The sequence below is a fragment of the uncultured Arthrobacter sp. genome, from assembly GCF_947495145.1.
Lineage (GTDB): Bacteria > Actinomycetota > Actinomycetes > Actinomycetales > Micrococcaceae > Arthrobacter_D.
On sequence record NZ_CANLXP010000001.1, the window covers coordinates 58,138 to 81,479 of the forward strand.

Genomic DNA, 23,342 nt, shown 5'->3' on the forward strand with positions numbered 1-23,342 from the left:
AATTGAATATCTCTGACCGTTTGGGAAACCTGACTACCTGGGACTCCGACTGGTCTGGACTGCGCGTGGTGGTGACAGGGATCGGCCTGTCAGGGTTTTCCGCCGCTGACACCCTGATCGAACTCGGCGCACGCGTCGTAGTGTGTGATGCCACCGATTCGGAGGAAAACAGGGCAAAGGCCGACACCCTCCGGATCGTCGGGGCGGTGGATGTTCTGCTCGGCGCCGATGCGGCGGCCGCACTCCCATCGATCGAGGGGGAGGCACCCGAGCTGGTTGTGACTTCTCCCGGCTGGCGCCCCGACCAGCCGCTGCTGGCAGCCGCCGCCAGCGCCGGCATCCCGGTCTGGGGCGATGTCGAGCTCGCATGGCGGGTACGTGTCCGCCAGGGCAGACCGACTGCGGAGTGGTTGACCATTACCGGAACCAACGGCAAAACCACCACCGTCACCCTTGCCGAATCGATGCTGCGCGCGGCCGGCCTTCGCGCCATCGCGGCGGGAAATGTAGGAACTCCGCTGCTTGACGCTATTCGTGATCCGCAGGGTTACGACGTCATCGCCGTCGAGCTTTCAAGTTTCCAGCTTCACTGGAGCTTCAGCCTTGCCCCGCTCGCCAGCGTTTGCCTCAATCTTGCCGAAGACCATGTGGATTGGCACGGCGGTTTCGAGGGCTACCGCGCCGACAAGGCGAAAATCTACGAGAACACGCGTCTTGCCTGCGTCTACAACGCGGAAGATGGCGCTACGGAGCGGATGGTGGAGGAAGCCGACGTCCAGGAAGGCTGCCGAGCCATCGGCTTCACCACCGACACCCCTGCCGTCAGCATGCTCGGCGTCGTCGACGGGCTGCTGGTGGACCGGGCCTACATCGAACAGCGCAAGGATTCAGCCGCCGAGCTCGCCTCAGTGACGGATCTTGGCGAGGTTGTTCCCCGTCACCTCGTGGCGAATGCCCTTGCAGCGGCCGCGCTGGCCCGGGCCGCAGGCGTTCCAGCGGCTGCAGTGCGGGACGGACTGCTCAATTACGAACCTTCCGGGCATCGCATCGAGCTGGTTGCCGCCAGGGACGGCGTTCTCTGGATCAACGATTCCAAAGCGACCAACCCGCATGCCGCGCACGCCGCCCTGTCTTCGTTCTCCAGCGTCGTCTGGATCGCGGGTGGGCTCTCCAAGGGGGTGGACTACAACCTCCTCGTCCGGGACAACGCGGCCCGCTTCAAGGCAGCCGTCCTTATCGGACGCGACAGCTCTGATCTCGCTTCCGCCCTACGCCGACACGCGCCGGATGTTCCGGTGATCGACCTCGCCGCGGGTCACACTGGTAAGGACGAGTTGCCGTCCCAGCACTCGAGTTCAGACGGCGTCCAGGCCATGCGCGCGGCAGTAACCGAAGCGCTGCGGATCGCCGCGGACGGCGACACTGTTCTCATGGCGCCGGCAGCAGCGTCGATGGACCAGTTTCCTTCCTACGCTCACCGCGGCGCCGCTTTCATCGAGGCGGTCCGCGGGATTGTGGAGGGGCAGGGATTCACCGCTAAGGAGTTGTAAATGGTCAGCACGCCCACCCGGCCAACACGCCGGAAGCCGGCGGTGCGGCAGCACTCCAGCGGTGGTAACAGCACCCCGGTGCATTCGCGCACCGAACCTCCGGCTACCGCAGCGGCAGCGCGCACCGAGCGCAAGGGGGTCCTGGGAGCCTTCGGACGCATGTGGCGCTTCCTTGAGGGTTCCGACCGGCAGACCAGCGGTTCAAGCTACTACATGATTCTCGGCGCCACGCTCGCTCTGACGGCCATCGGGCTCATGATGGTGCTGTCGGCGTCGTCCGTTGAGTCGATTGCCAACGCAGCTTCCACGGTTGAGCCTACAGACGAGGGCGCAATCGTCTTCGACTTCTTTTTCAAGCAGAGCATGTACGCGGTGCTCGGAGTCGTGCTGATGCTTGTCCTGTCGAGATTCGGGCCGAGGGTCTTCAAGTTCCTCGCCTGGCCTGGTCTCGGGGTGGCCATTGTCCTGCTGGTCCTGGTGCTGCTGATCGGTGAAAACATCAACGGCAACCAGAACTGGATCCGGATCGGCAACCAGTCGCTCCAACCGTCCGAACCTGCGAAGCTTGCACTTGCCCTGTGGTGCGCTACGGTTCTGGAGCGCAAACGCGGCCTGATCCGGGACTGGAAGCACGCGCTTGTACCGGTGGCGCCGCTCGGTGGAATCATCCTCCTGCTCGTGATGCTGGGCGGTGACCTGGGAACAGCGATAATCCTCGGCATGATCATCGCGGCCGCACTGTTCTTTGCCGGCGCGCCGATCAAAATGTTCACCGTGGTAGGCCTCCTCGGGATCGCCGGCGCTTTCGGCGCCATCCTGCTGAACAGCACCCGGAGTACCCGCATCCAGGCCTGGCTGCGGTTGAACTGTGACAGCGCGACAGACCCGTGCTTCCAGACCAACCAGGGTCTTTTCGCCTTGGCCTCAGGCGGCTGGTGGGGAGTTGGAATCGGACAGAGCCGGCAGAAATGGAACTGGATCCCCGAAGCGCACAACGACTTCATCTTCGCCATCATCGGTGAGGAGTTCGGCTTGATCGGCACGCTGGTGGTCGTCACGCTGTTCGGTATCCTGGCCGTGGCCACCCTGCGCGTGGCCCGCCGTTACACCGACCCCTTCGTTCGCATCCTCATGGGTTCCATCCTCGTGTGGCTGATCGGCCAGGCGTTCGTGAACATCGGCATGGTGACCGGGGTGCTGCCGGTCATCGGTGTGCCGCTGCCGTTCATTTCCTACGGCGGCTCGGCACTGACGTTCACGCTCGCCGCAGTGGGAGTGCTCCTTGCCTTTGCCCGACGCATGCCGCCCGCCGTGCCGGGTACCGCCGGATCGGCACCCAGTCCCGGGACGGACTCCGTGAAGACCAAATGAAAGACCAAGAGAATACAGTGACAAAATCCGCTGCCCTGTCGTTTGTCCTTGCCGGCGGAGGAACTGCCGGGCATATCAGCCCACTGCTCGCCATTGCGCGTGCGCTGGTCGAAGCGAACCCCGCCGCCCGTGTAATCGCCGTCGGAACACCAGCGGGGATGGAGACGCGGCTGGTACCTGCGGCAGGATTCCGGCTGGAAACCATCGAGCGGGTTCCGATGCCGCGCCGACTGTCCGTCGATCTGATCAAACTGCCCGTACGTCTCGTTCGGGCGGTGCGGCAGGCACTGAAGATCATCGACTCGGCGGGCGCCGACGTCGTCGTCGGGGTTGGCGGCTATGTGTCCACGCCGCTTTATCTTGCGGCCTGGATTCGCCGCCTTCCCGTGGTCATCCACGAAGCTAATGCCCGCCCCGGACTGGCCAACCGGTTGGGAGCCCGCATCGCAAAGACCGTCGCGGTGGCCTTCCGTGATACCGGTCTGCCCGAGGAGCAGTGGGTAGGCATGCCCATGCGCCGCGAAATCTCGACGCTGGACCGGTCGGCCGCGCGCCATCAAGCACGCGTCGACCTGGGCCTGGATCCAGACCTCCCCACGCTCATCGTCACCGGCGGATCCTCCGGTGCAGCGAGCATCAACCGGGCGGTGGCCGCCGCGGCGCCCAAAATCCCCGCCGACGGTACCGGGGTCCAGGTACTCCATATCACCGGCCGTGGAAAGCAAGTTGCAGGGCCCGACGGCGCCCTGCTCGCCACGGACGGCTACCGCCAGGTCGAGTACGTGGACGGCATGGAGAAGGTGTACGCCGCGGCGGATTTGTTGCTCGCCCGCGCGGGCGCCGCAACTGTCTGTGAAGTCGCGGCAGTCGGGCTGCCCACTGTGTTCGTGCCCCTGCCGCACGGAAACGGTGAGCAGCGTCGGAATGCTTCGGAGCTGGTGGACGCCGGCGCCGGCCTCATGGTCGAGGATGCGCAGCTGACCGGTGACTGGCTGTTAACCGAGGCACTCCTACTCGTGCAGGACGCCGGACGGCTGGAACGGATGTCGCTGGCCGCGGCGCCGCTCGGCGTACGCGACGCGGACGTCCGCATGGCGGAGCTCATCATCGACGCCGCGGGAGGCCGCTCATGAGTACGGTTATCCGGGATCTGGGCCGTGTCCACTTCATCGGTCTCGGCGGAGCGGGCATGTCCGCTGTGGCGCGTGTCCTGCTTGGCCGCTCAGTAGCCGTCTCCGGATCGGATGCGGCCGACTCGCGTGGCCTGCAGGCTCTTGCAGCCCTCGGAGCGCGGGTGCATGTCGGCCACGAGAAAGCGAACGTGGGCGCCGCAGATACCGTGGTGGTATCCAGCGCAATCCGGGATACCAACCCCGAGCTCGTCGAGGCAAAGGCGCGCGGGCTGCGCATCCTGCATCGTTCGGAGGCGCTTGCCGCCGCGATGGACGGGCGGGAGGTGGTTGCTGTTGCCGGCACCCATGGCAAGACCACGACGACGGCGATGATCACCGTCATGCTGCAGGCCGCCGGAACTCGTCCGTCGTTCGCGATCGGCGGGGACGTTGCCGCGCTCGGGGTCAATGCCGAATGGGCGGACGGGGACGTTTTCGTTGCGGAGGCGGACGAGTCCGACGGTTCATTCCTCAATTACCGTCCCCGCATCGGCGTTGTCACCAATGTTGAAGCGGACCATTTGGACCATTACGGATCGGCCGAGGCGGTGTACGAGTCCTTCGACCGGTTCGCTCAGCTGTTGCCCGCCGACGACGGGGTGCTGGTCGCGTGCCATGACGACGACGGTGCTGCCGCCCTGGCGGCGCGAACCACCGGCGCACGGCGTGTGCGGACCTACGGTTACACCCCGGGTGCGGACGTTCGGATCAGCAACACGCGCGCCCTCGGCAGCACGTCGAACAGCCTGCTCTCTTTCACTGTTGACGGCCTCGACAGTCAGCAGGAACTCCAGTTGGCGGTTCCTGGCCGCCACAATGTCCTGAACGCCGCCGCTGCATTCGCCGTGGGACTTGAACTCGGCGTGGACCCTGCTGCAGCCGCGGCGGGCCTGGCTTCCTTCTCCGGTGCCGCACGGCGTTTCGAGACCAAGGGCGAGGCCGGCGGCGTGCGCGTGTTCGATGATTATGCCCACCACCCCACTGAGGTTGCGGCGGCGCTCAGCGCCGCCCGGACGGTTGCGGGTGAGCATCGGGTCCACGTCCTGTTCCAGCCGCACCTGTTCTCACGCACGCAGGAGTTCGCTGAGCAGTTCGCTGTCGCACTTTCGCTCGCAGACACGGTGAGGATACTCGACATCTATGCCGCCCGGGAGGACCCGGTGGAGGGGGTGACCAGCCGGCTCATCAGCGAGCGGCTCACCGTTCCCGGCGGGTACGCCCCTGACGCGGATGCTGCGCTGCAGGAGATCGCCCGTGGCGCCGATACCGGCGACATCATCCTTACCATTGGTGCGGGGGACGTCACCCGCTTCGGTCCGCTGATCGTCGACCTCCTTGCTGGGAAGGGGAGTGTGCAGTGACAACCCGTCCGCCGCGCAGACCAGGCAAGCCGGCGAAACAGGGTGGCACCGCGCACGGCAGCGAAACCATCACGGCCGAAAAGCAGGTATACCCCCGGCAGCCCCGGACTCCGGGGCCGGAGCGCGTCTCGGCGTCCAGGGAAGCTCCGGTTGCGCTGCTGGACCGCGAGGATGAAAGCGCCACGGTCATTGCCTTCCCGGAGCCAAGAGGCCGGCGGCGCAGGAGGTGGTGGCTTGCTGCTGCCATCTCAGCCGTGCTGTTGGTTGCAGGCGTGATTGCCTACCTGGTCTTTTCGCCCGCGCTGGCTGTGCGCACTCTCGATATACAGGGGAACCGGCTGGTACCGGAAGACCAGATCACTGCGGCGTTGGAACCTCTTATGGGCAGGTCGCTTACCCGCATAGGCGACGACGACGTCCGCGCCCTGCTCGATGCCTTCCCACCCATCGAGGATGTGTCAGTGGCAGCGGCGCCGCCGTCGACCCTCAGCGTCACCGTTATGGAGCGCACTCCTGTCGCGATCCTGGAGAGCGGCGAAAGTTTCACATTGATCGACTCCGAAGGCCGGCAACTCACCACCGTTGCGGATCGGGAATCCGTTGCGCTACCGCTGATTGACGGGGGTACAAACGCAGTCAACAGTTCGGTGTTCTCCTCGATTGCGGATGTACTCGCAGCTCTACCGGAAGATATTCGGAAGCGACTCGTGCATGCGTCGGCTGATTCGATTGACTCGGTCGAGCTGAAGCTGACCGATGGCAAGACCATCTTCTGGGGGAGTGCAGAGGAGAACGCGGCGAAGGCTCAGGTCATCGCCGCCCTGCTGGCTCAACCGGAGCAGGAGCCGCCTGTGAATGTCTACGACGTGAGTACACCCTCGAGGCCCGTAACCCGATGACTTTTCCGACACGCTGGACAGGTCATTGCATGCGGGCGACCGGACACCTAGCGTCTCAGTAAGAAACTACTTGACATAACATTAACCCTCAACCTGAGAGTGAACGTTATCCAAGTTGAAGGTTGGAATCACCAGCCACCAAGACCAACCAGCGCACAGATCGAACAAGGGACACAGGACGTGGCAGCACCGCAGAATTACTTGGCCGTCATCAAGGTCGTCGGCATCGGCGGCGGTGGCGTGAACGCCGTCAACCGAATGATTGAAGTTGGCCTGCGCGGCGTGGAATTTATCGCCATCAACACGGACGCACAGGCACTGCTCATGAGCGATGCCGATGTGAAGCTCGACGTCGGTCGCGAACTGACGCGCGGACTGGGCGCCGGAGCCGATCCGGAAGTTGGCCGCAAGGCTGCAGAAGACCATGCCGAGGAGATTGAGGAAGTCATCCGCGGGGCAGACATGGTGTTCGTGACTGCCGGTGAAGGCGGCGGTACGGGCACCGGTGGTGCACCCGTCGTCGCGCGAATCGCGCGCTCGCTTGGTGCGCTGACCATCGGTGTGGTGACACGACCGTTCACGTTCGAGGGCCGCCGTCGTTCCAATCAGGCGGAAACCGGTATCGACACTCTTCGCGACGAAGTCGACACCCTTATCGTCATCCCCAATGACCGCCTGCTGTCCATCAGCGACCGCAACGTCTCCATGCTCGACGCATTCCGCTCAGCTGATCAGGTGCTGCTCTCCGGTGTACAGGGCATCACAGACCTCATCACCACCCCGGGCCTGATCAACCTTGACTTCGCGGACGTGAAATCGGTCATGCAGGGCGCGGGTTCGGCTCTCATGGGTATCGGCTCCGCCCGCGGCGAGGACCGCGCGGTCAAAGCTGCGGAACTGGCGATCGCCTCTCCACTCCTGGAGGCTTCCATCGACGGCGCCCACGGCGTCCTGCTGTCGATTCAGGGCGGTTCCGATCTCGGCCTGTTCGAGATCAACGAGGCCGCCCGCCTTGTGCAGGAAGTCGCGCACCCGGAAGCAAACATCATCTTCGGTGCAGTGATCGACGACGCACTGGGCGACGAAGCACGGGTTACCGTCATTGCCGCAGGCTTCGACCAGGTCGACGCGACCTCCCAGCCTGCCGCGCCTGCGGCCAAGCCGGCGTCGGCTCCCGCTATCGGACGCGAGGCGGCGCCTGCTCCGCAGACCGTTGCCGCAGGGGCCGGCTACGGTTCCTGGTCCCACCACTCGTCCAACGGACGCGGGAATGACGTGCCGGGCGATGCGGGGTTTGACGTCGACCTGCCGGCCGTCGTGGAACCCGACTACTCGACCGGACGCTCCGATGACCTGGACGTTCCCGACTTCCTGAAGTAACCGTTGTTTTTCTGGACATCAGACGTAGCGCCCGGCATCCGGATCGCCTTCACCGATCTGAGTGCGGGGAACCTGGCTCCCCGGGTCGGAGGTAATCCGGATGCCGTCGTTCGGTCCAGACGAACACTGGAGGCTCAACTGGGGATTCCCACGGGTTCCCTCCGGTTCATGAACCAGACGCACTCAACTACTGTTGTGGAGGCGGGACCGGACGCCGTGCCGGACGCTGACGCCCTGTTGAGCCCGACGGGAACCGATGCCCTGGCCGTACTGGTTGCGGACTGCGTGCCCGTGGTGCTCGTTGGATCCACTGCACGCGGCGACCATGTCACCGCCGTCGTTCATGCCGGCCGCAAAGGGGTTGAAGGCGACATCGCGGGTCGGACAGTTGAAGAGCTGCGTCAGCGCGGCGCCCTGACCACTTCTGCCTGGATAGGCCCGTCGATCTGCGGCCGCTGCTATGAGGTGCCCGAGGACATGCGCGAGCAGGTCGCGGGCGTTGTTCCCTCGGCCCTGAGCACCACGAGCTGGGGGACGCCTGCACTCGACCTGCCAGCCGGTGTCCGCAGTCAGCTCGAAGCGGCCGGGGTCTCCGTGCACAATGCCGGCGGCAGCAAGAATCCATGCACCCTCGAGAACGATGGGCTGTTTTCCCATCGCGCCGTCGGGAAGGGACGTCCGGAGGGGCGGCTGGCAGGACTGGTCTGGCGGCATGGCTGAACCGGGCAGGCTCGGTGTACTCGAGGCCAATCTGCGGCAGGTCAACAACCGGATTGATGAGGCGATGGCGGCTTGCGGCCGCCGGGACCGGCCGACGCTCATTGTGGTGACGAAGTTCTTTCCACCTGAGGACGTGATGCTGTTGAGTCGGCTCGGGATACGGGACGTGGGGGAGAATCGGGACCAGGAGGCGGCCGCCAAAGCGGAAGCAGTGTCCAGCGCGGAGCTGCGCTGGCACTTCATCGGCCAGCTGCAGACAAACAAGGCCCGGTCAGTCGTGGGTTACGCACACGCTGTGCACTCCGTTGACCGTACTTCTCTGGTTAGCGCACTTGAGAAGGCAATGCGGCGGGCGAACCGGCCCCCTGCAATCGAATCAGTTGGCACAGTCGCGCGTTCTGCTGTTTTGGACTGCTTCGTCCAAGTGAACCTGTCGGTGGAAGACCGCGGTCGTGGGGGAGCCCGTCCTTCCGATGTGCTCGAGGTTGCCGCAGCGATCCATGCTGCTGACGGCTTGCGGCTGGCCGGAGTGATGGCCGTAGCGCCACTCGATGAAGACCCCCGCGAAGCATTCAGCCGGCTGACTGACATCTCGACGGACGTCGTCGCACAATATCCCGATGCCCGCGGTATCTCCGCCGGCATGAGCGGGGATCTGGAACAGGCAATCGCAGCCGGAGCGACACACCTGCGCGTCGGTTCAGATATCCTCGGTGCCCGCCCTCCGGTGGGGTAGCGTCGGGGCTGTAACCGGGGGTGTCAAAGGGCGTCCTGGACCATCTTGAATGACATCTTGCATCGCAGCTTGTATGACAGGTGCATGACGAAGGAATGACAGGAGCTACCATGGCTGGCGCACTGCGCAAGACAATGATCTACCTTGGGCTCGCCGACGGGGACGAGCACTATGAGCCCGAGCCCAAGACATCTCACAGCAGGAATGAGGACTACTCCGTGGACTACGACCGTGAAGAGCGCCATGTCGAAGCCGCTCCGGTAGCAAAGGCAGCTCCGGAGGAGTACCGCGCCCCGGTCACCCCCATCAAGCGTGCGCAGTCGGCACGTGAGGACGCTTCATCGCTCCGCCAGATCACGACCGTACACCCGCGCTCCTACAATGACGCCAAGATCATCGGAGAAAGCTTCCGCGACGGCATACCAGTCATCATGAACGTCACGGATATGGGTGAGGCAGACGCGAAGCGGCTCGTCGACTTTTCGGCCGGACTGGTCTTCGGTCTCCACGGCTCGATTGAACGAGTCACGAACAAGGTGTTCCTGCTCTCCCCCTCCTACATCGAGGTGCTTGGTGAGGACCAGAAGGCCAGCGATGGTCAGGCCAGTTTCTTCAATCAAAGCTGACGCGGTTTACTGTTACTCGTAACTATTCCGTTCATGCCAGAGGACTGTGACTGACACGTGAGCTTGGTCTTCGCCCTGATCTACCTGGTGCTGATGCTGTTCCAGCTCGCGCTTATCATTCGCATTGTTTATGACGCTGTACAGATGTTCGCCCGCAGCTGGCGTCCGCGCAGGTTGGCGCTCATCCTCGCCTCCATGGTGTATGCCGTGACAGATCCGCCCATCCGTCTGTTTCGCCGACTGATCCCGCCGTTGCGATTGGGCGGCGTGTCGCTCGACCTGGCATTCATCGTGGTGTTCCTGGGGGCTACTATCCTCAAGGCCATCGCGGGTTCCCTGGCAATGGCCTGATCGGGTTAGTTTTCGAGACCTAAAAGATATACGCTGAATCACATATTGGTGTGAAGCAGGAGATTACCTCCACTAGCACGTCCACAATTCGGTACCGTTGTCAGGTCTGCTCGACAGGCGGCTTCGACTAAATCCATATGAGGTGACCAGATGGCCCTGACGCCAGAAGATGTTGTCAACAAGCGGTTTCAGCCCACTAAGTTCCGTGAGGGCTACGACCAGGACGAGGTGGATGACTTCCTCGACGAGATCGTCGTCGAGCTGCGTCGCCTGAACCAGGAGAATGACGATCTTCGCCGCCAGCTTTCGGAAGTTTCCACGGGCACGGCGCAGAACGCTGCTGTCCCCGCCCCGGTGGCCGCCAGCACCAAGACCGAAGAGGTCCGTGAAGAAGAAAAGCCTGAGGAGCCGAAGGTAGAGGCGCCGAAGGTGGAGGAGCGTCCCGCCCCCCAGCCGGCTGCTGCTGCCCCGGTTCAGCAGAGCGGTACCGCCGAGTCCGCGGCGGGCGTTCTGGCAATGGCGCAGAAGCTTCACGATGAGTACGTCAATGCAGGTGTTGAGCAGCGCGACAAGATCATTGCCGAAGCGCAGATTGAAGCCAGCGGGCTAGTCAATGACGCCCAGGAGAAGAGCCGCAAGGTACTCGGCGCCCTCGAACAGCAGAAGTCAGTCCTTGAGCGTAAGGTGGAGCAGCTCCGCAGCTTCGAGCGCGACTACCGCTCCCGCCTCAAGGCGTACATCGAGGGACAGCTTCGCGACCTCGATTCCCGCGGGTCAGTCGCGTCGGAAACTGCTGACGCCTAACCCGGAGTCAAGTTTGCAGAGGCCAGCCGCCGGTTTATCCGGCGGCTGGCCTCTGCCGTACTCTGGATGGTGAGCTAAGCGTCCATTGCCGCCGCCTTCGGCGCGTACTACTGAAAGCACCATGACCGAGCATCAGCCCGCCTCAGGCCACGATTCCGGCCGCCCCCATCGCAAGCATGGTAAACGGATCGGAGTACGTTATGCCCTGCTTCTGGTTGCCTTCGCGCTGGTTGCCTACATCTTCGATCAGCTCACCAAGATCTGGGTGGTCGCCACCATGGCGGAGGGCCAGATCACTGAGGTGCTGCCGCCCGTGTTGAGCTGGCACTTCATTCGCAATCCCGGTGCGGCGTTCTCCATCGGGACGGAAATCACCTGGGTCTTCACGATCATTCAGGGACTCGTTTCCCTCGCCATCATCTCCCAGATCGGGAAGGTCGCCTCGAAAGGCTGGGCCGTCGCGCTGGGGCTGGTGCTGGGCGGCGCCCTCGGAAACTTCACCGACCGAGTGCTTCGCGAACCCGCCTTCGGGCAGGGGCACGTCGTCGATTTCATTGCGCTGCCCAACTTCGCGATCTTCAACATCGCCGACACGGCCGTCGTCAGCGGTGTCATTCTCATCTGTCTCCTGACGCTGCGCGGCATCGGCATGGACGGGCGGCGCAGCAATGAGGAGCAGGAGCACACAGACGGATCCGAGGTGGCGGAAGATGAGCGTCCCTAACGCATTCGATATTCCGGAATCGGCGGAGGGCCAGCGCATGGATGCTGTCCTGGCCTCGCTGACCGGAGCCTCCCGTTCAGTCGCTGCGACGTGGTGCAGCGCCGGGTACGTCACACTGGATGGCGCTACCGTGCAGAAGTCGGCGCGCGCGGTGCCGGGAAGCCGCCTCATCGTGACTGTGCCGGACCAACCGGACCCCCTGCAGATTGTGGCCGAGCCCGTCGAGGGGATGGAAATCCTGCTTGACGACGAAGACTTCGTGGTCATCGACAAACCGGTCGGCGTCGCTGCACATCCGTCGCCGGGTTGGGTGGGTCCCACGGTAGTTGGAGCGCTGGCGGCCGCGGGTTACCGGATCTCCACCTCGGGCGCCCCGGAGCGGGTAGGCATCGTCCACCGGCTCGACGTCGGGACCTCCGGAGCCATGGTGGTTGCCAAGAGCGAGCATGCCTATACCGCCCTCAAACAAGCTTTCCGAGAGCGGACGGTCGACAAGCAGTACCATGCGCTTGTCCAGGGCCTGCCGGATCCGCTTGAAGGAACGATCGAGGCCCCGATCGGCCGTCACCCCGCGCATGACTGGAAGTTTGCCGTCATGGAGGACGGGCGCCCGTCCGTCACCCACTACTGGGTTGAGGAAGCTTTCGGCAAGGCGACGCTGGTCAAAGTGCGGCTGGAAACGGGACGTACCCATCAGATCCGCGTTCACTTCTCGGCGCTCCGGCACCCGTGTGCCGGTGATCTCACCTATGGCGCAGATCCGAAGCTGGCGGCCGAGCTGGGCCTCACCCGCCAGTGGCTGCATGCCAGCATGCTTTCCTTCGCCCACCCGCGCAGCGGTGAGCGGGTGGCCGTCGAGAGCAAGTTCCCCATGGACCTGCAGTACGCCCTCGACGCGCTGGCCACCGGGATGGTCTAAAACCGACACTCGCGCAGCGGCAACCCGGAAGGGTCCCGGGCGCTCGCTAGAATGAGTTGGTGGTTTCCTCAGCTCCGTCCTCATCCCGAGTTGCCCAGGCTCCGTCCCGCGACTCATTTGTCCACCTACACAACCACACCGAGTACTCGATGCTCGATGGCGCCGCCCGCCTGAATGACCTGTTCAGCCACACAGCCGAGCTCGGAATGAACGCGCTGGCCACCACAGACCATGGGTTCGTGTTCGGGGCCTTCGACTTCTGGAACAAGGCCCGCAACGCCGGCATCAAGCCCATCGTCGGCGTCGAGGCATACCTCACGCCGGGAACCGCCCGCGCAGACAAGACCCGTGTCAAGTGGGGCGGCGGCGGACGCGACGACGTCTCCGGCGCAGGCGCGTACACCCACATGACGCTCTGGTCCGAGACGACCGAGGGGATGCATAATCTCTTCCGGATGTCCTCCCTGGCATCGCTGGAGGGCTACCTGTACAAGCCCCGCATGGACCGTGATCTGCTGCAGACCTACGGCAAAGGGTTGATTGGCACCACCGGCTGCCCGTCCGGTGAGGTGCAAACCAAGCTGCGCCTCGGCCTGTACCGCGAGGCACTGCAGGCCGCATCCGACTTCCGGGACATCTTCGGTCCCGACAACTTCTTCTGTGAGCTCATGGATCACGGGCTCGATATCGAGCGGAACGTTCACGCCGACCTCATCAAGCTCGCCCGGGAACTGGGCCTGCCCCTCGTGGCAACCAATGACCTGCACTACACCCACGCGGAGGACGCCAAAGCCCACGCGGCGCTGCTCTGCGTGCAGTCGGGCTCCTCCATGGCGGATCCGAAGCGGTTCAAATTCGACGCTGACGAGTTCTATCTCAAGTCTCCGGCGGAGATGCGGGCGGTGTTCCGCGACTTCCCTGAGGCCTGTGACAACACCCTGCTCATCGCTGAACGCTGTGACGTCGAATTCAATACCAATGCCAACTACATGCCGCGGTTCCCCGTCCCGGAAGGGGAGAACGAGCAATCGTGGTTCGTCAAGGAGGTGGAGAAGGGCCTTCACTACCGCTACCCGGAGGGCATCCCGGACGACGTCCGCAAACAGGCGGACTACGAGGTCGGGGTTATTTCCCAGATGGGCTTCCCGGGATATTTCCTCGTGGTCGCCGACTTCATCAACTGGGCCAAGAACAACGGCATCCGGGTAGGCCCGGGCCGCGGCTCCGGCGCCGGTTCAATGGCCGCTTACGCCATGCGCATCACCGATCTTGATCCCTTGCGCCACGGCCTCATCTTCGAACGTTTCCTCAACCCGGACCGCGTGTCCATGCCCGACTTCGATGTCGACTTCGATGATCGCCGCCGCGCGGAAGTGATCCGTTACGTCACCGAGAAGTACGGCGACGAGCGCGTCGCGATGATCGTTACCTACGGCACCATCAAAGCCAAGCAGGCACTGAAGGACTCCTCGCGCGTCATGGGCTATCCGTTCTCCATGGGGGAGCGGCTCACAAAGGCCATGCCGCCGGACGTGATGGGCAAGGGCATCGCCCTGGCGGACGTCCACAATAAGGAGGGCAAGCGCTACTCCGAGGCGGAGGAGCTTCGGGAACTCCTGAAATCCGACGCCGGCGCTCAGAAGGTCTTTGAGACCGCGCTGGGACTTGAGGGCCTGAAGCGGCAGTGGGGCGTTCATGCCGCCGGTGTGATCATGTCGTCAGAGCCGCTGATCGACATCATCCCGATCATGCGCCGTGACCAGGACGGGCAGATAATCACGCAGTTCGACTATCCAACCTGTGAGGGCCTCGGCCTGATCAAGATGGACTTTTTGGGCCTGCGAAACCTGACGATCATGACCGACGCGCTTGAGAACATCAAGTTCAACCGCAACTTCGACCTGGACCTTGAAACCCTGCCGCTGGAGGACAAGGAATCCTACGAGCTGTTGGCCCGCGGTGACACGCTGGGCGTGTTCCAGCTCGACGGCGGGCCCATGCGGTCGCTGCTGAAGCTTATGCGCCCGGACAACTTCGAGGACATCTCGGCCGTCATCGCGCTTTACCGGCCCGGCCCCATGGGCGCCAATTCGCACACGAACTACGCGCTGCGAAAGACCGGCATGCAGGAGATCACTCCAATCCATCCGGAGCTGGAGGAGCCGCTTGCCGAGATCCTGAACACCACCTACGGCCTGATCGTGTATCAGGAGCAGGTGATGGCCATCGCGCAGAAGGTCGCGGGCTACTCCCTCGGTCAGGCGGACATTCTCCGGCGCGCCATGGGCAAAAAGAAGAAAGAGGAGCTGGACAAGCAGTTTGCCGGCTTCTCGCAGGGCATGAAGGACAGCGGCTACTCCGACGCCGCGGTCAAGACGCTCTGGGACATCCTCCTGCCGTTCTCGGACTACGCCTTCAACAAGGCGCACTCCGCAGCGTATGGCGTGGTCGCCTACTGGACGGCTTACCTTAAGGCGCATTTCCCTTCCGAGTACATGGCAGCGCTGCTGACGAGCGTCGGAGACGACAAGGACAAGCTCGCGCTCTACCTGAACGAGTGCCGCCGCATGGGCATCACTGTGCTGCCGCCGGACGTCAATGAGTCGAGCGTTAACTTCACTCCGGTCGGTACCGATATCCGCTTCGGCATGGGTGCGATCCGAAACGTCGGCGCCAACGTGGTCGGTGCAATGGTGGCCGCACGGGAGGAAAAGGGTGCGTTTGAATCCTTCTCGGACTTCCTGCAGAAGGTTCCGGCCGTGGTCTGCAACAAGCGGACCATCGAGTCGCTGATCAAGGCCGGGGCCTTCGACTCATTGGGCCACCCGCGCCGCGCCCTGGCGATGATCCATGAGGAAGCGGTCGATTCCGTCGTCGTACTCAAACGGAACGAAGCCGCCAACCAGTTCGATCTCTTCAGCGCATTCGATGATCCGGCCGCCGGTACCGGCCTTTCCGTTGAGGTCCCGGACCTGCCGGAGTGGGCAAAGAAGGACAAGCTCGCATTCGAGCGCGACATGCTGGGTCTGTATGTATCGGACCACCCACTCCAGGGCCTGGAAGGGCTTCTCAGCCAGCACGCGGACTCGGCCATCACCTCGATCATCGGTGAGGAAGGCCCGGCCGACGGCGCCTCAGTCACGATTGCGGGAATGATTACCAACCTGCAGCGCCGGATCGCTAAAAACAGCGGAAACGCGTATGCGAGGGCCGAGATTGAGGATCTGGGCGGATCAATGGAGGTCATGTTCTTCGGTCAGGTGTATGGCCCGATCGCCTCGGTGCTCGCCGAGGACCTAATTGTGGTGGTCCGCGGACGGCTGCAGCGGCGCGACGATGGCACAGTGACCCTGAACGCGCAGGAATTGTCGGTTCCTGACCTGACCGAGGGACACTCCGGCCCAGTGGTTATTTCCATGCTTCACCACAGGGCCACCGAACCCGTGATCAACGAACTCGGCTCGGTACTGCGGCAGCACCGTGGCAATTCCGAGGTGCGGTTGCATGTGCGGAAGGAACGCCAGATGTCGGTGCTTTCACTGCCGGTGGAACTTCGCGTGAACCCCACGCCGGCTCTGTTCGGGGACCTCAAGGTGCTGCTTGGACCGACGTGCCTCGATGCATGAGTAGCGACAGTCAGGACCGGTTAGATTAGACGGATGCAGGATTCAGCAGCGCAGCCCGGTACGTACCCACCCCCGGTCTATGCCGGTCCCGCTGCCCGGACACCGGTGCCGCCGTCGTCGCTGCTTTGGTGGGCCGCAGCCATGGCACTGCTGGGACCTGTGCTTGGTGTCATCTGGTGGTTCGCCTCGCCGGGCGGTGGACTGTACGGCGATCGTGCAACGGCCGAGACCTGGCTGATTCGCGATCTAGTGCTCGGAGGCCTTGAGCTGATCGCCGGCGTCGTCGTCGGTTGGCTGCTCACCAATCGGCTGGATCTGCCCGGCGCGTGGCAGCGCGTGTGCACCGCAGTGTCAGGAAGCCTCCTGGGTTCCGTCCTTGCTGTTGCGGTGGGGCAGGGACTCGGGTCCCTGTTCTCCGGAGGCGATACGGAGTTTCCGTTTGTCCTGCGGTCCCTGGGAGTGGCACTGATCTGGCCGGCAGCAACCGCGCTCGTGGTGTTCCTGGCCTCGCTGCTCGGCCTGCTGCTTGTCAGGCAGAAGCGCTAGCGCTTCAGAGCCGAAAAGGAAAGTGGGCAGGGGCCAGCCCGGCCGCCGGTAGAATTGCGGCTGTGACTGCTCAGACCGCACCCGCTTCCTTTGACGCCTTCCGCACCATTGACCTGCGCGGAACGCAGCTGTCCACAGCTGAATTACGCGCAGCGATGCCACGAAGCACCGCAGCATCTTTCGATTCGGTTGCCTCACGTGTCGAAAGCATCATTACGGACGTCCGGACGCGCGGTTTCGGTGCGCTCAGCGAACTGGCACAGCGGTTCGACGGCGTGGAACAGTCCCATCCGCGGGTGCCCGCTGAGGCGCTGCGCGAGGCTCTCCGTACCCTGGCTCCGGAGGTGCGCGCCGCGCTGGAGGAATCCATCGACCGCGCTCGCACATTTGCGCAAAAACAGCTGCCTCAGGACACCGTCGTCGACATCCGCCCCGGCGCGGCGCTGACCCAGCGCTGGGTGCCTGTGGGCAGGGTAGGGCTGTACGTGCCCGGTGGGCTCGCGGTTCTGGCCTCGTCGGTCGTGATGAACGTCGTGCCAGCGCAGGCCGCAGGTGTCGAATCCATTGCGCTGGCATCGCCGCCGCACAAGGATTTCGGCGGGCTGCCGCACCCGGTAATTCTCGCAGCCGCCGAACTTCTGGGGGTCACCGAGGTGTACGGGATCGGGGGTGCCCAGGCAATTGCCGCCTTCGCCTACGGCGTGTCCGGCGAGGAGGGCCGGGATGCAATTGAGCCCGTCGACGTCGTTACCGGCCCGGGAAATATCTACGTAGCAACCGCCAAGCGTCTCGTCAAGGGCGTGGTCGGCATCGACGCTGAGGCCGGCACCACCGAGATCGCGGTGCTGGCGGACGCCACCGCGCGGCCGCGGCTGGTTGCCGCCGATCTCATCAGCCAGGCGGAACACGACCCGAATGCCGCTTCGGTCCTCATCACGCCCTCAACCGAGCTCGCGGCGGCGGTTCGAGCAGAACTGTCGATACAACTTAAATCCGCCCGGCACCAGGAACGCGTGGGAACAGCACTGTCGGGACCCCAGTCCGGGACAATCCTGGTAGACGATATCGATCATGGCGTTGCCGTTTGCGACGCCTACGCCGCCGAGCACCTCGAAGTGCACACCGAACGGGCGTCCGAAGTTGCTGCCCGCATCAGGAATGCCGGGGCTATTTTCGTGGGCGACTACAGTCCCGTAAGCCTCGGGGACTACTGCGCCGGCTCCAACCACGTTCTGCCTACAGCAGGTACGGCCGCCTTCGCCTCAGGGCTGAGCGTTTTCACCTTTCTGCGCGCGATGCAGGTCATCGATTACAGTGCCGAGGCACTACGCGAAGTCAGCGAACACGTCGTTCACCTCGCCCAGGCAGAGGATCTCCCAGGGCACGGCGACGCGGTGCGGGTGCGCTTCTCCTGACGCACCGCCGCCGTAACTGTATCCGGTCGTTGTTCCGGTCCAACCACTACATCTGGTAATCACACTGTTGTAGTTTCACTACATCTAGTTCTAGAATGGTGGAATGTACTGTCCGTTCTGCCGCAGTTCCGACTCACGGGTCGTTGACAGCAGGCTCACTGACGATGGATCGGCGATTCGCCGTCGGCGGCAGTGTCCCGAGTGCGGCAAGCGGTTCACAACCGTGGAAACCACCAGCCTGTCGGTCATCAAACGCTCCGGAGTGGCTGAGCCGTTCAGCCGCAGCAAGGTAATCAGCGGAGTACGCAAAGCATGCCAGGGCCGTCCCGTCACTGAGGATGACCTCGCACTGCTTGCACAGGACGTGGAGGAATCCATCCGCGCCAGCGGTGTCGCCGAGATCGATGCCCACGAGGTGGGTCTTGCTATCCTCGGACCGCTTCAGAAGCTGGACCAGGTAGCGTATCTTCGCTTCGCCAGCGTGTACCAGGGCTTCGAATCGCTCGAGGACTTCGAGAAAGCCATCGGAAAACTCCGCCACGAAGCGGAGACCGGCGCCGGCAAGGTTCCCGCCGGTAACCAACGGCCGCTCACGGCCACCTGATCTCCGGTGGTGGCAGCGGAGGGGAAGCCGCCGCCACCACCGGCACCAAACAGCATTCACGCAACCGCGTTTGCTATGTCGTCGCGATGGCCGCGGTCGCTATGGCCGCGTCGATTCCGCGGATGGCCCCGGCATGGCGGTCGCCCGGGTTACCGTGCTTCGACGGGCTCGCTCTTGAAGTGCAGGGCTGCCTGCAGTGCCGCTCCCACAATGCCGGCGTGATTCCGCAGCTCGGCTGGGATGATAGGTGTGCGCAGCGACAGGTTGGGAAGGAAGTCCTTGCTCCGCTTGGAGATGCCTCCGCCCACGATGAAAAGTTCGGGGCTGAACAGGAATTCGAGGTGGGAGAAGTACCGCTGCAGTTTGACGGAGTACTCATCCCAATTCAGGCCCAGCCGTTCGCGAGCTACGGCCGAAGCCTGAGTTTCGGCGTCGTGCCCGTCGATCTCAAGATGCCCAAGCTCTGCGTTCGGCACCAGCTTGCCGTCGAAGAGGAAAGCTGAGCCGATTCCCGTGCCGAGGGTGATTACCAGGACCGTGCCGTTGGCGCCCTTACCGGCACCGTACTGAACTTCCGCGAGGCCGGCTGCATCGGCGTCATTGATGACGTGCACATCCCGGCCGAGCACCCTGGTGAACAGGGCATCCACGTCCGTGTCGATCCAGCTTTCGTCGACGTTGGCTGCTGAGCGGGCTACGCCATGCTGGATGATGGCGGGGAACGTCACACCGATCGGCAGGGATTCGGACGGCGCGCCCTCCCTGGTGGACAGCTCAGCGACGATGTCGGCGACGACGACGGCGACTGCCTCCGGTGTGGCCGGTTGCGGTGTTTCGACGCGAAACCGGTCGCCCACAATTGCGCCGGCGGCCAGATCCACTATGCCGCCCTTGATCCCGGTGCCGCCGATATCAATACCGATGACCGTGCCGGGCAGGTGCCTGCCGTCTTTCAACTTGCCGCTGTTCTTGCCCATGATTCTCCAGGGATCGCTTCGGGTGTATTACCCGCGCTACTCATTTCGACGCGCGGGGTGCTGCTGGTCTTGCTAGGGGAGTGTCAGAACCTCGGCGCCGGTTTCGGTCACCACGAGTGTGTGCTCAAACTGGGCCGTGCGCTTCCGGTCTTTGGTGACCACCGTCCAGTCATCAGGCCACATGTCCCACTCAATGGTTCCGAGGGTAAGCATGGGCTCAATGGTGAACACCATTCCCGGTTCAATCACCCGGTTGTAGGCGGGCGCAGCATCGTAATGCGGGATGATCAATCCAGTGTGAAATGCTTCGCCCACTCCATGACCTGTGAAGTCCCGCACAACACCGTAGCCGAACCTCCTTGCATACGACTCAATGGCACGGCCGATTACGTTTATTTCCCGCCCGGGCGCAACTACTTTGATAGCGCGGTTCAGAGACTCCTGGGTGCGTTCCACCAGTAGCCGCGACTCTTCGTCGACCTCGCCCACAAGGAATGTGTAGTTCGTGTCCCCGTGGACTCCGTCAAGGTACGCGGTTATGTCGATATTGATGATGTCGCCGTCGCGGAGCACGGTCGAGTCAGGGATGCCGTGGCAGATTACCTCATTGAGCGAGGAACACAGCGATTTGGGAAATCCGCGGTAGCCCAGCGTGGACGGATAGGCGCCGTGGTCCACGAGAAATCCGTGCCCTACCGCGTCCAGTTCATCGGTTGTCACGCCCGGCCGGATATGGCGGCCGACTTCCTGAATGGCCTGTGCGGCGAGCCTGCCGGCGCGGCGGATCCGCTCGATCGTCTCAGAAGACTTCACCTCGGATCCCTCAAACCGGGCAGGACCGGGGCGGCCCACATACTCCGGGCGCTGGATCGAAGACGGCACCTTGCGTGGAGGACTGAGAGTCCCACTGGTCAGCGTGCCGACGGGTGCGGTAGGGGAATGGTGGGGCATACCCTTGATCCTATCGGTGACAAACCGCCGTAGCCGAAAAGTAGAAAGCAACACTAAGGGAGGCCGGCATGGTGCAGTACTGGTACAACGTTCAGACCCACGAGGTTGAAGAAGACGCTCAGTCTGACTGGAGCCAGCTCATCGGCCCATACCCCACCCGTGCGGAAGCGGAGCGCGCACTGGAAAAAGTCCAGGAACGCAACCGCGCATGGGACGCACAGGACGAGGAATAGCTCCTCTAGAAACTATGCTCTGGTCCCGGGAAGCTCCCGTCCCGCACCTGGTCCCCATAGGTCCGGGCAGCATCAGAGAGAACCGAGCGGACGTCTGCAAACTGCTTGACGAACTTGGCCTGCTTGCCGGAGCGAAGACCAGCCATGTCCTGCCATACCAGTACCTGACCGGTGGTTGCCGACCCCGCCCCGATACCGATGGTCGGCACGCTGACCGCGCGGTCCACCTCGGCGGCAACATCTGCCGGCACCATTTCCATCAGGACGCAGAAGGCCCCCGCCTCGGCGAGTGTTACGGCGTCGTCGATAACCTGCCGGCCTGCCTCGCCCCTGCCCTGCACACGGTAGCCCCCGAGGGAATGTTCGCTCTGCGGGGTGAAGCCGACATGAGCCATGACGGGAATGCCTGCGCGGACAACCGCCCGGACGGTTTCGGCATAGTGCGCTCCGCCCTCCATCTTCACGGCGTGAACCAGCCCTTCCTTCATCAGCCGGACGGATGATTCCACTGCCTGCGCCGGCGAAACCTCGTAGCTGCCGAAAGGCAGGTCGGCGACCACAAGTGCGCGGCTTGACCCTCGTGTCACTGCGCGGGAGAACAGGATCATCTCATCAAGCGTGATAGGCAGCGTAGTGGCGTGGCCGAGCACGTTATTGGCGGCGGAATCCCCAATGAGCAGCACCTCAATTCCCGCCGCGTCGAAAATCTCCGCCGCATACTGGTCATAGGCGGTGAGCATTGCGAACCGGTGGCCGTTATCTTTTGCCGCCTGAAGGTGATGTGTACGGATCCGCGGTACCGGCGGGGACGACGGCGCGCCGCCGGGCTGAGATCCGGTTCCATAAGGGGCTGGAGTTTCCGCGGAATTCATGACCATGAGCCTACTTCACGGGTAACGCCGGCGTAACACAAGCGCCGCATACCGGCTGGGCTCCGTTCCGGAAACAGAATGCCCGCGTGAGCCCGGCATTGTCAGTAAAGTGGGCAGCGGACAGGGAGCAGACGGAAAGAGGTTGGAATGGATCGGCAGCAGGAGTTCGTCCTACGCACCATCGAGGAACGGGACGTCCGTTTTGTCCGGCTGTGGTTCACCGACGTCGTCGGCTCGCTGAAGTCGGTAGCGCTGGCGCCGGCGGAGGTCGAAGGCGCATTCGAGGAGGGCCTCGGCTTTGACGGGTCGTCGATCGAAGGACTCGCCCGGGTCTTCGAGTCCGACATGCTTGCCCAGCCTGACCCGTCCACCTTCCAGATCCTGCCGTGGCGCGGCGAGAAGGAGCAGACCTCAAGGATGTTCTGCGACATCCTCACACCCGACGGCCAGCCGTCCTCGGCTGATCCGCGGGGCGTCCTCAAGCGCACACTGGCAAAAGCCGCTGACATGGGCTTCACCTGCTACACGCACCCCGAGATCGAGTTCTACCTGCTCAAGTCCGATGAGCTCGGCGCCGACGGCCAGCCCATCCCGGTGGACCAGGCGGGTTACTTCGACCATGTGCCCGGCGGTGTTGCGCAGGACTTCCGACGGACCGCCGTCGCAATGCTCGAATCGGTGGGCATCTCTGTTGAGTTCAGTCACCACGAGGCGGGCCCCGGGCAGAACGAGATAGACCTGCGTTACGCCGACGCGCTGCAGACCGCTGACAACATCATGACGTTCCGCACCGTGATCAAAGAGGTGGCGCTGACACAGAACAGCTACGCCACCTTCATGCCGAAGCCCTTTTCGGATCATCCCGGCTCGGGTATGCATACGCACTTTTCACTCTTCGAGGGTGACAGCAACGCTTTCTTCGAAGCCGGCGCGGAGTTCCAGCTCTCGAAGACAGCGCGCCAGTTCATCGCGGGGATCCTGCACCACGCACCGGAATTCACGGCCGTCACCAACCAGTTCGTCAATTCCTACAAGCGGCTGTGGGGCGGCGGCGAAGCGCCGAGCTATCTGTCCTGGGGGCACAACAACCGTTCAGCGCTGGTGCGCGTCCCCCTCTACAAACCGAACAAGGGGCAGTCAGCCCGGATTGAATACCGCGGCATAGATTCCGCCACCAACCCCTATCTCGCCTACTCGGTGCTGCTTGGTGCCGGATTGAAAGGTATCGAGGAAGGCTACGATCTTCCGCCCGGAGCCGAAGACGACGTCTGGAGCCTGACGGCCGCTGAACGGCGCGCCATGGGCCATGATCCGCTGCCGGCCAGCCTCCACGATGCCGTTCGCGCGATGGAGGATTCGGAACTGGTTGCCGAGATCCTCGGCGAGCAGGTGTATGAGAACTTTCTCCGCAACAAGCGTGCAGAGTGGCATGATTACCGTATCCAGGTCACTCCCTACGAACTCAGGCGCAACCTCGGGATCCTCTAGTCGAGAAAGAGCCGGTA

22 protein-coding genes are annotated in these 23,342 nt (G+C 63.5%); 19 read left to right on the forward strand and 3 right to left on the reverse strand.

The window, feature by feature from the left end:
- The first annotated feature begins 2 nt into the window (after nucleotides 1–2).
- From murD to nrdR, 17 genes are all read left to right on the forward strand, one after another.
- Nucleotides 3–1,550, forward strand: coding sequence for a UDP-N-acetylmuramoyl-L-alanine--D-glutamate ligase (gene murD, locus Q0877_RS00270; RefSeq protein WP_299165249.1), 1,548 nt, complete (start codon nucleotides 3–5; stop codon nucleotides 1,548–1,550).
- Nucleotides 1,551–2,921: a putative lipid II flippase FtsW gene (gene ftsW, locus Q0877_RS00275; protein ID WP_299164982.1), complete on the forward strand. Its 1,371-nt coding sequence runs from the start codon at nucleotides 1,551–1,553 to the stop codon at nucleotides 2,919–2,921.
- 17 nt (nucleotides 2,922–2,938) lie between these two features.
- The gene (murG, locus tag Q0877_RS00280; RefSeq protein ID WP_299164983.1) at nucleotides 2,939–4,054 is read left to right on the forward strand and encodes an undecaprenyldiphospho-muramoylpentapeptide beta-N-acetylglucosaminyltransferase; all 1,116 of its coding nucleotides are present in this window, start codon (nucleotides 2,939–2,941) and stop codon (nucleotides 4,052–4,054) included.
- Nucleotides 4,051–5,454, forward strand: a complete 1,404-nt coding sequence (gene murC / locus Q0877_RS00285) for a UDP-N-acetylmuramate--L-alanine ligase (RefSeq protein ID WP_299164984.1) — start codon at nucleotides 4,051–4,053, stop codon at nucleotides 5,452–5,454. The genes murG and murC overlap by 4 nt, the downstream gene beginning before the upstream one ends.
- Nucleotides 5,451–6,353, forward strand: coding sequence for a cell division protein FtsQ/DivIB (locus Q0877_RS00290; protein ID WP_299164985.1), 903 nt, complete (start codon nucleotides 5,451–5,453; stop codon nucleotides 6,351–6,353). The genes murC and Q0877_RS00290 overlap by 4 nt, the downstream gene beginning before the upstream one ends.
- A gap of 180 nt (nucleotides 6,354–6,533) precedes the next feature.
- On the forward strand, nucleotides 6,534–7,733 hold the full coding sequence (ftsZ, locus tag Q0877_RS00295; protein ID WP_299164986.1) for a cell division protein FtsZ: 1,200 nt from the start codon (nucleotides 6,534–6,536) through the stop codon (nucleotides 7,731–7,733).
- Between the two features lie 3 nt (nucleotides 7,734–7,736).
- A complete protein-coding gene (locus Q0877_RS00300) occupies nucleotides 7,737–8,453 on the forward strand; it encodes a polyphenol oxidase family protein (RefSeq protein ID WP_299164987.1) in 717 nt (238 codons plus the stop codon).
- On the forward strand, nucleotides 8,446–9,189 hold the full coding sequence (locus tag Q0877_RS00305; protein ID WP_299164988.1) for a YggS family pyridoxal phosphate-dependent enzyme: 744 nt from the start codon (nucleotides 8,446–8,448) through the stop codon (nucleotides 9,187–9,189). Before Q0877_RS00300 ends, Q0877_RS00305 begins: the two co-directional genes overlap by 8 nt.
- 110 nt (nucleotides 9,190–9,299) lie before the next feature.
- The gene (locus Q0877_RS00310) at nucleotides 9,300–9,815 is read left to right on the forward strand and encodes a cell division protein SepF (RefSeq protein ID WP_299164990.1); all 516 of its coding nucleotides are present in this window, start codon (nucleotides 9,300–9,302) and stop codon (nucleotides 9,813–9,815) included.
- Between the two features lie 57 nt (nucleotides 9,816–9,872).
- Nucleotides 9,873–10,166 carry a YggT family protein gene (locus tag Q0877_RS00315; protein WP_299164991.1) on the forward strand — a complete coding sequence of 98 codons (294 nt, stop codon included), beginning with the start codon at nucleotides 9,873–9,875 and terminating at the stop codon, nucleotides 10,164–10,166.
- 150 nt (nucleotides 10,167–10,316) lie between these two features.
- Complete coding sequence (locus Q0877_RS00320) at nucleotides 10,317–10,970, forward strand: DivIVA domain-containing protein (protein WP_299164992.1); 654 nt, start codon at nucleotides 10,317–10,319, stop codon at nucleotides 10,968–10,970.
- A gap of 121 nt (nucleotides 10,971–11,091) precedes the next feature.
- Entirely contained in the window at nucleotides 11,092–11,694 is a 603-nt protein-coding gene (gene lspA, locus Q0877_RS00325) for a signal peptidase II (RefSeq protein WP_299164993.1), read from the forward strand.
- Entirely contained in the window at nucleotides 11,681–12,613 is a 933-nt protein-coding gene (locus Q0877_RS00330) for an RluA family pseudouridine synthase (RefSeq protein WP_299164994.1), read from the forward strand. The genes lspA and Q0877_RS00330 overlap by 14 nt, the downstream gene beginning before the upstream one ends.
- Nucleotides 12,614–12,672: 59 nt before the next feature.
- Complete coding sequence (dnaE, locus tag Q0877_RS00335) at nucleotides 12,673–16,239, forward strand: DNA polymerase III subunit alpha (protein ID WP_299164996.1); 3,567 nt, start codon at nucleotides 12,673–12,675, stop codon at nucleotides 16,237–16,239.
- A 33-nt stretch (nucleotides 16,240–16,272) separates the two neighbouring features.
- Nucleotides 16,273–16,785, forward strand: a complete 513-nt coding sequence (locus tag Q0877_RS00340) for a hypothetical protein (RefSeq protein ID WP_299164998.1) — start codon at nucleotides 16,273–16,275, stop codon at nucleotides 16,783–16,785.
- Between the two features lie 62 nt (nucleotides 16,786–16,847).
- Nucleotides 16,848–18,200, forward strand: coding sequence for a histidinol dehydrogenase (hisD, locus tag Q0877_RS00345; protein ID WP_299165000.1), 1,353 nt, complete (start codon nucleotides 16,848–16,850; stop codon nucleotides 18,198–18,200).
- A 103-nt stretch (nucleotides 18,201–18,303) separates the two neighbouring features.
- Nucleotides 18,304–18,804: a transcriptional regulator NrdR gene (gene nrdR / locus Q0877_RS00350; RefSeq protein ID WP_299165002.1), complete on the forward strand. Its 501-nt coding sequence runs from the start codon at nucleotides 18,304–18,306 to the stop codon at nucleotides 18,802–18,804.
- A 149-nt stretch (nucleotides 18,805–18,953) separates the two neighbouring features.
- On the opposite strand, the gene ppgK is transcribed toward nrdR, so the two are convergent.
- The gene (gene ppgK, locus Q0877_RS00355) at nucleotides 18,954–19,781 is read right to left on the reverse strand and encodes a polyphosphate--glucose phosphotransferase (protein ID WP_299165003.1); all 828 of its coding nucleotides are present in this window, start codon (nucleotides 19,779–19,781) and stop codon (nucleotides 18,954–18,956) included.
- A 72-nt stretch (nucleotides 19,782–19,853) separates the two neighbouring features.
- Nucleotides 19,854–20,732, reverse strand: a complete 879-nt coding sequence (map, locus tag Q0877_RS00360) for a type I methionyl aminopeptidase (RefSeq protein ID WP_299165004.1) — start codon at nucleotides 20,730–20,732, stop codon at nucleotides 19,854–19,856.
- Between the two features lie 68 nt (nucleotides 20,733–20,800).
- Between map and Q0877_RS00365 the strand changes: the two genes are divergently transcribed.
- Complete coding sequence (locus Q0877_RS00365) at nucleotides 20,801–20,965, forward strand: SPOR domain-containing protein (RefSeq protein ID WP_299165005.1); 165 nt, start codon at nucleotides 20,801–20,803, stop codon at nucleotides 20,963–20,965.
- Between the two features lie 5 nt (nucleotides 20,966–20,970).
- On the opposite strand, the gene panB is transcribed toward Q0877_RS00365, so the two are convergent.
- On the reverse strand, nucleotides 20,971–21,837 hold the full coding sequence (gene panB, locus Q0877_RS00370) for a 3-methyl-2-oxobutanoate hydroxymethyltransferase (protein ID WP_299165006.1): 867 nt from the start codon (nucleotides 21,835–21,837) through the stop codon (nucleotides 20,971–20,973).
- 147 nt (nucleotides 21,838–21,984) lie between these two features.
- Between panB and Q0877_RS00375 the strand changes: the two genes are divergently transcribed.
- Nucleotides 21,985–23,325, forward strand: a complete 1,341-nt coding sequence (locus Q0877_RS00375) for a glutamine synthetase family protein (RefSeq protein ID WP_299165007.1) — start codon at nucleotides 21,985–21,987, stop codon at nucleotides 23,323–23,325.
- The last annotated feature ends 17 nt before the right edge of the window (nucleotides 23,326–23,342 follow it).

What these genes read in the sequence shown, in the direction of transcription:
- Q0877_RS00330 (WP_299164994.1), top strand. Translation starts at nt 11,681, where the DNA reads ATGAGCGTCCCTAACGCATTCGATATTCCGGAATCGGCGGAGGGCCAG.
- lspA (WP_299164993.1), top strand. Translation starts at nt 11,092, where the DNA reads ATGACCGAGCATCAGCCCGCCTCAGGCCACGATTCCGGCCGCCCCCAT.
- Q0877_RS00365 (WP_299165005.1), top strand. Translation starts at nt 20,801, where the DNA reads ATGGTGCAGTACTGGTACAACGTTCAGACCCACGAGGTTGAAGAAGAC.
- map (WP_299165004.1), bottom strand. Translation starts at nt 20,732, where the DNA reads ATGCCCCACCATTCCCCTACCGCACCCGTCGGCACGCTGACCAGTGGG.
- Q0877_RS00375 (WP_299165007.1), top strand. Translation starts at nt 21,985, where the DNA reads ATGGATCGGCAGCAGGAGTTCGTCCTACGCACCATCGAGGAACGGGAC.
- Q0877_RS00340 (WP_299164998.1), top strand. Translation starts at nt 16,273, where the DNA reads ATGCAGGATTCAGCAGCGCAGCCCGGTACGTACCCACCCCCGGTCTAT.
- nrdR (WP_299165002.1), top strand. Translation starts at nt 18,304, where the DNA reads ATGTACTGTCCGTTCTGCCGCAGTTCCGACTCACGGGTCGTTGACAGC.
- Q0877_RS00310 (WP_299164990.1), top strand. Translation starts at nt 9,300, where the DNA reads ATGGCTGGCGCACTGCGCAAGACAATGATCTACCTTGGGCTCGCCGAC.
- Q0877_RS00320 (WP_299164992.1), top strand. Translation starts at nt 10,317, where the DNA reads ATGGCCCTGACGCCAGAAGATGTTGTCAACAAGCGGTTTCAGCCCACT.
- panB (WP_299165006.1), bottom strand. Translation starts at nt 21,837, where the DNA reads ATGAATTCCGCGGAAACTCCAGCCCCTTATGGAACCGGATCTCAGCCC.
- murC (WP_299164984.1), top strand. Translation starts at nt 4,051, where the DNA reads ATGAGTACGGTTATCCGGGATCTGGGCCGTGTCCACTTCATCGGTCTC.
- ftsW (WP_299164982.1), top strand. Translation starts at nt 1,551, where the DNA reads ATGGTCAGCACGCCCACCCGGCCAACACGCCGGAAGCCGGCGGTGCGG.
- ppgK (WP_299165003.1), bottom strand. Translation starts at nt 19,781, where the DNA reads ATGGGCAAGAACAGCGGCAAGTTGAAAGACGGCAGGCACCTGCCCGGC.
- Q0877_RS00305 (WP_299164988.1), top strand. Translation starts at nt 8,446, where the DNA reads ATGGCTGAACCGGGCAGGCTCGGTGTACTCGAGGCCAATCTGCGGCAG.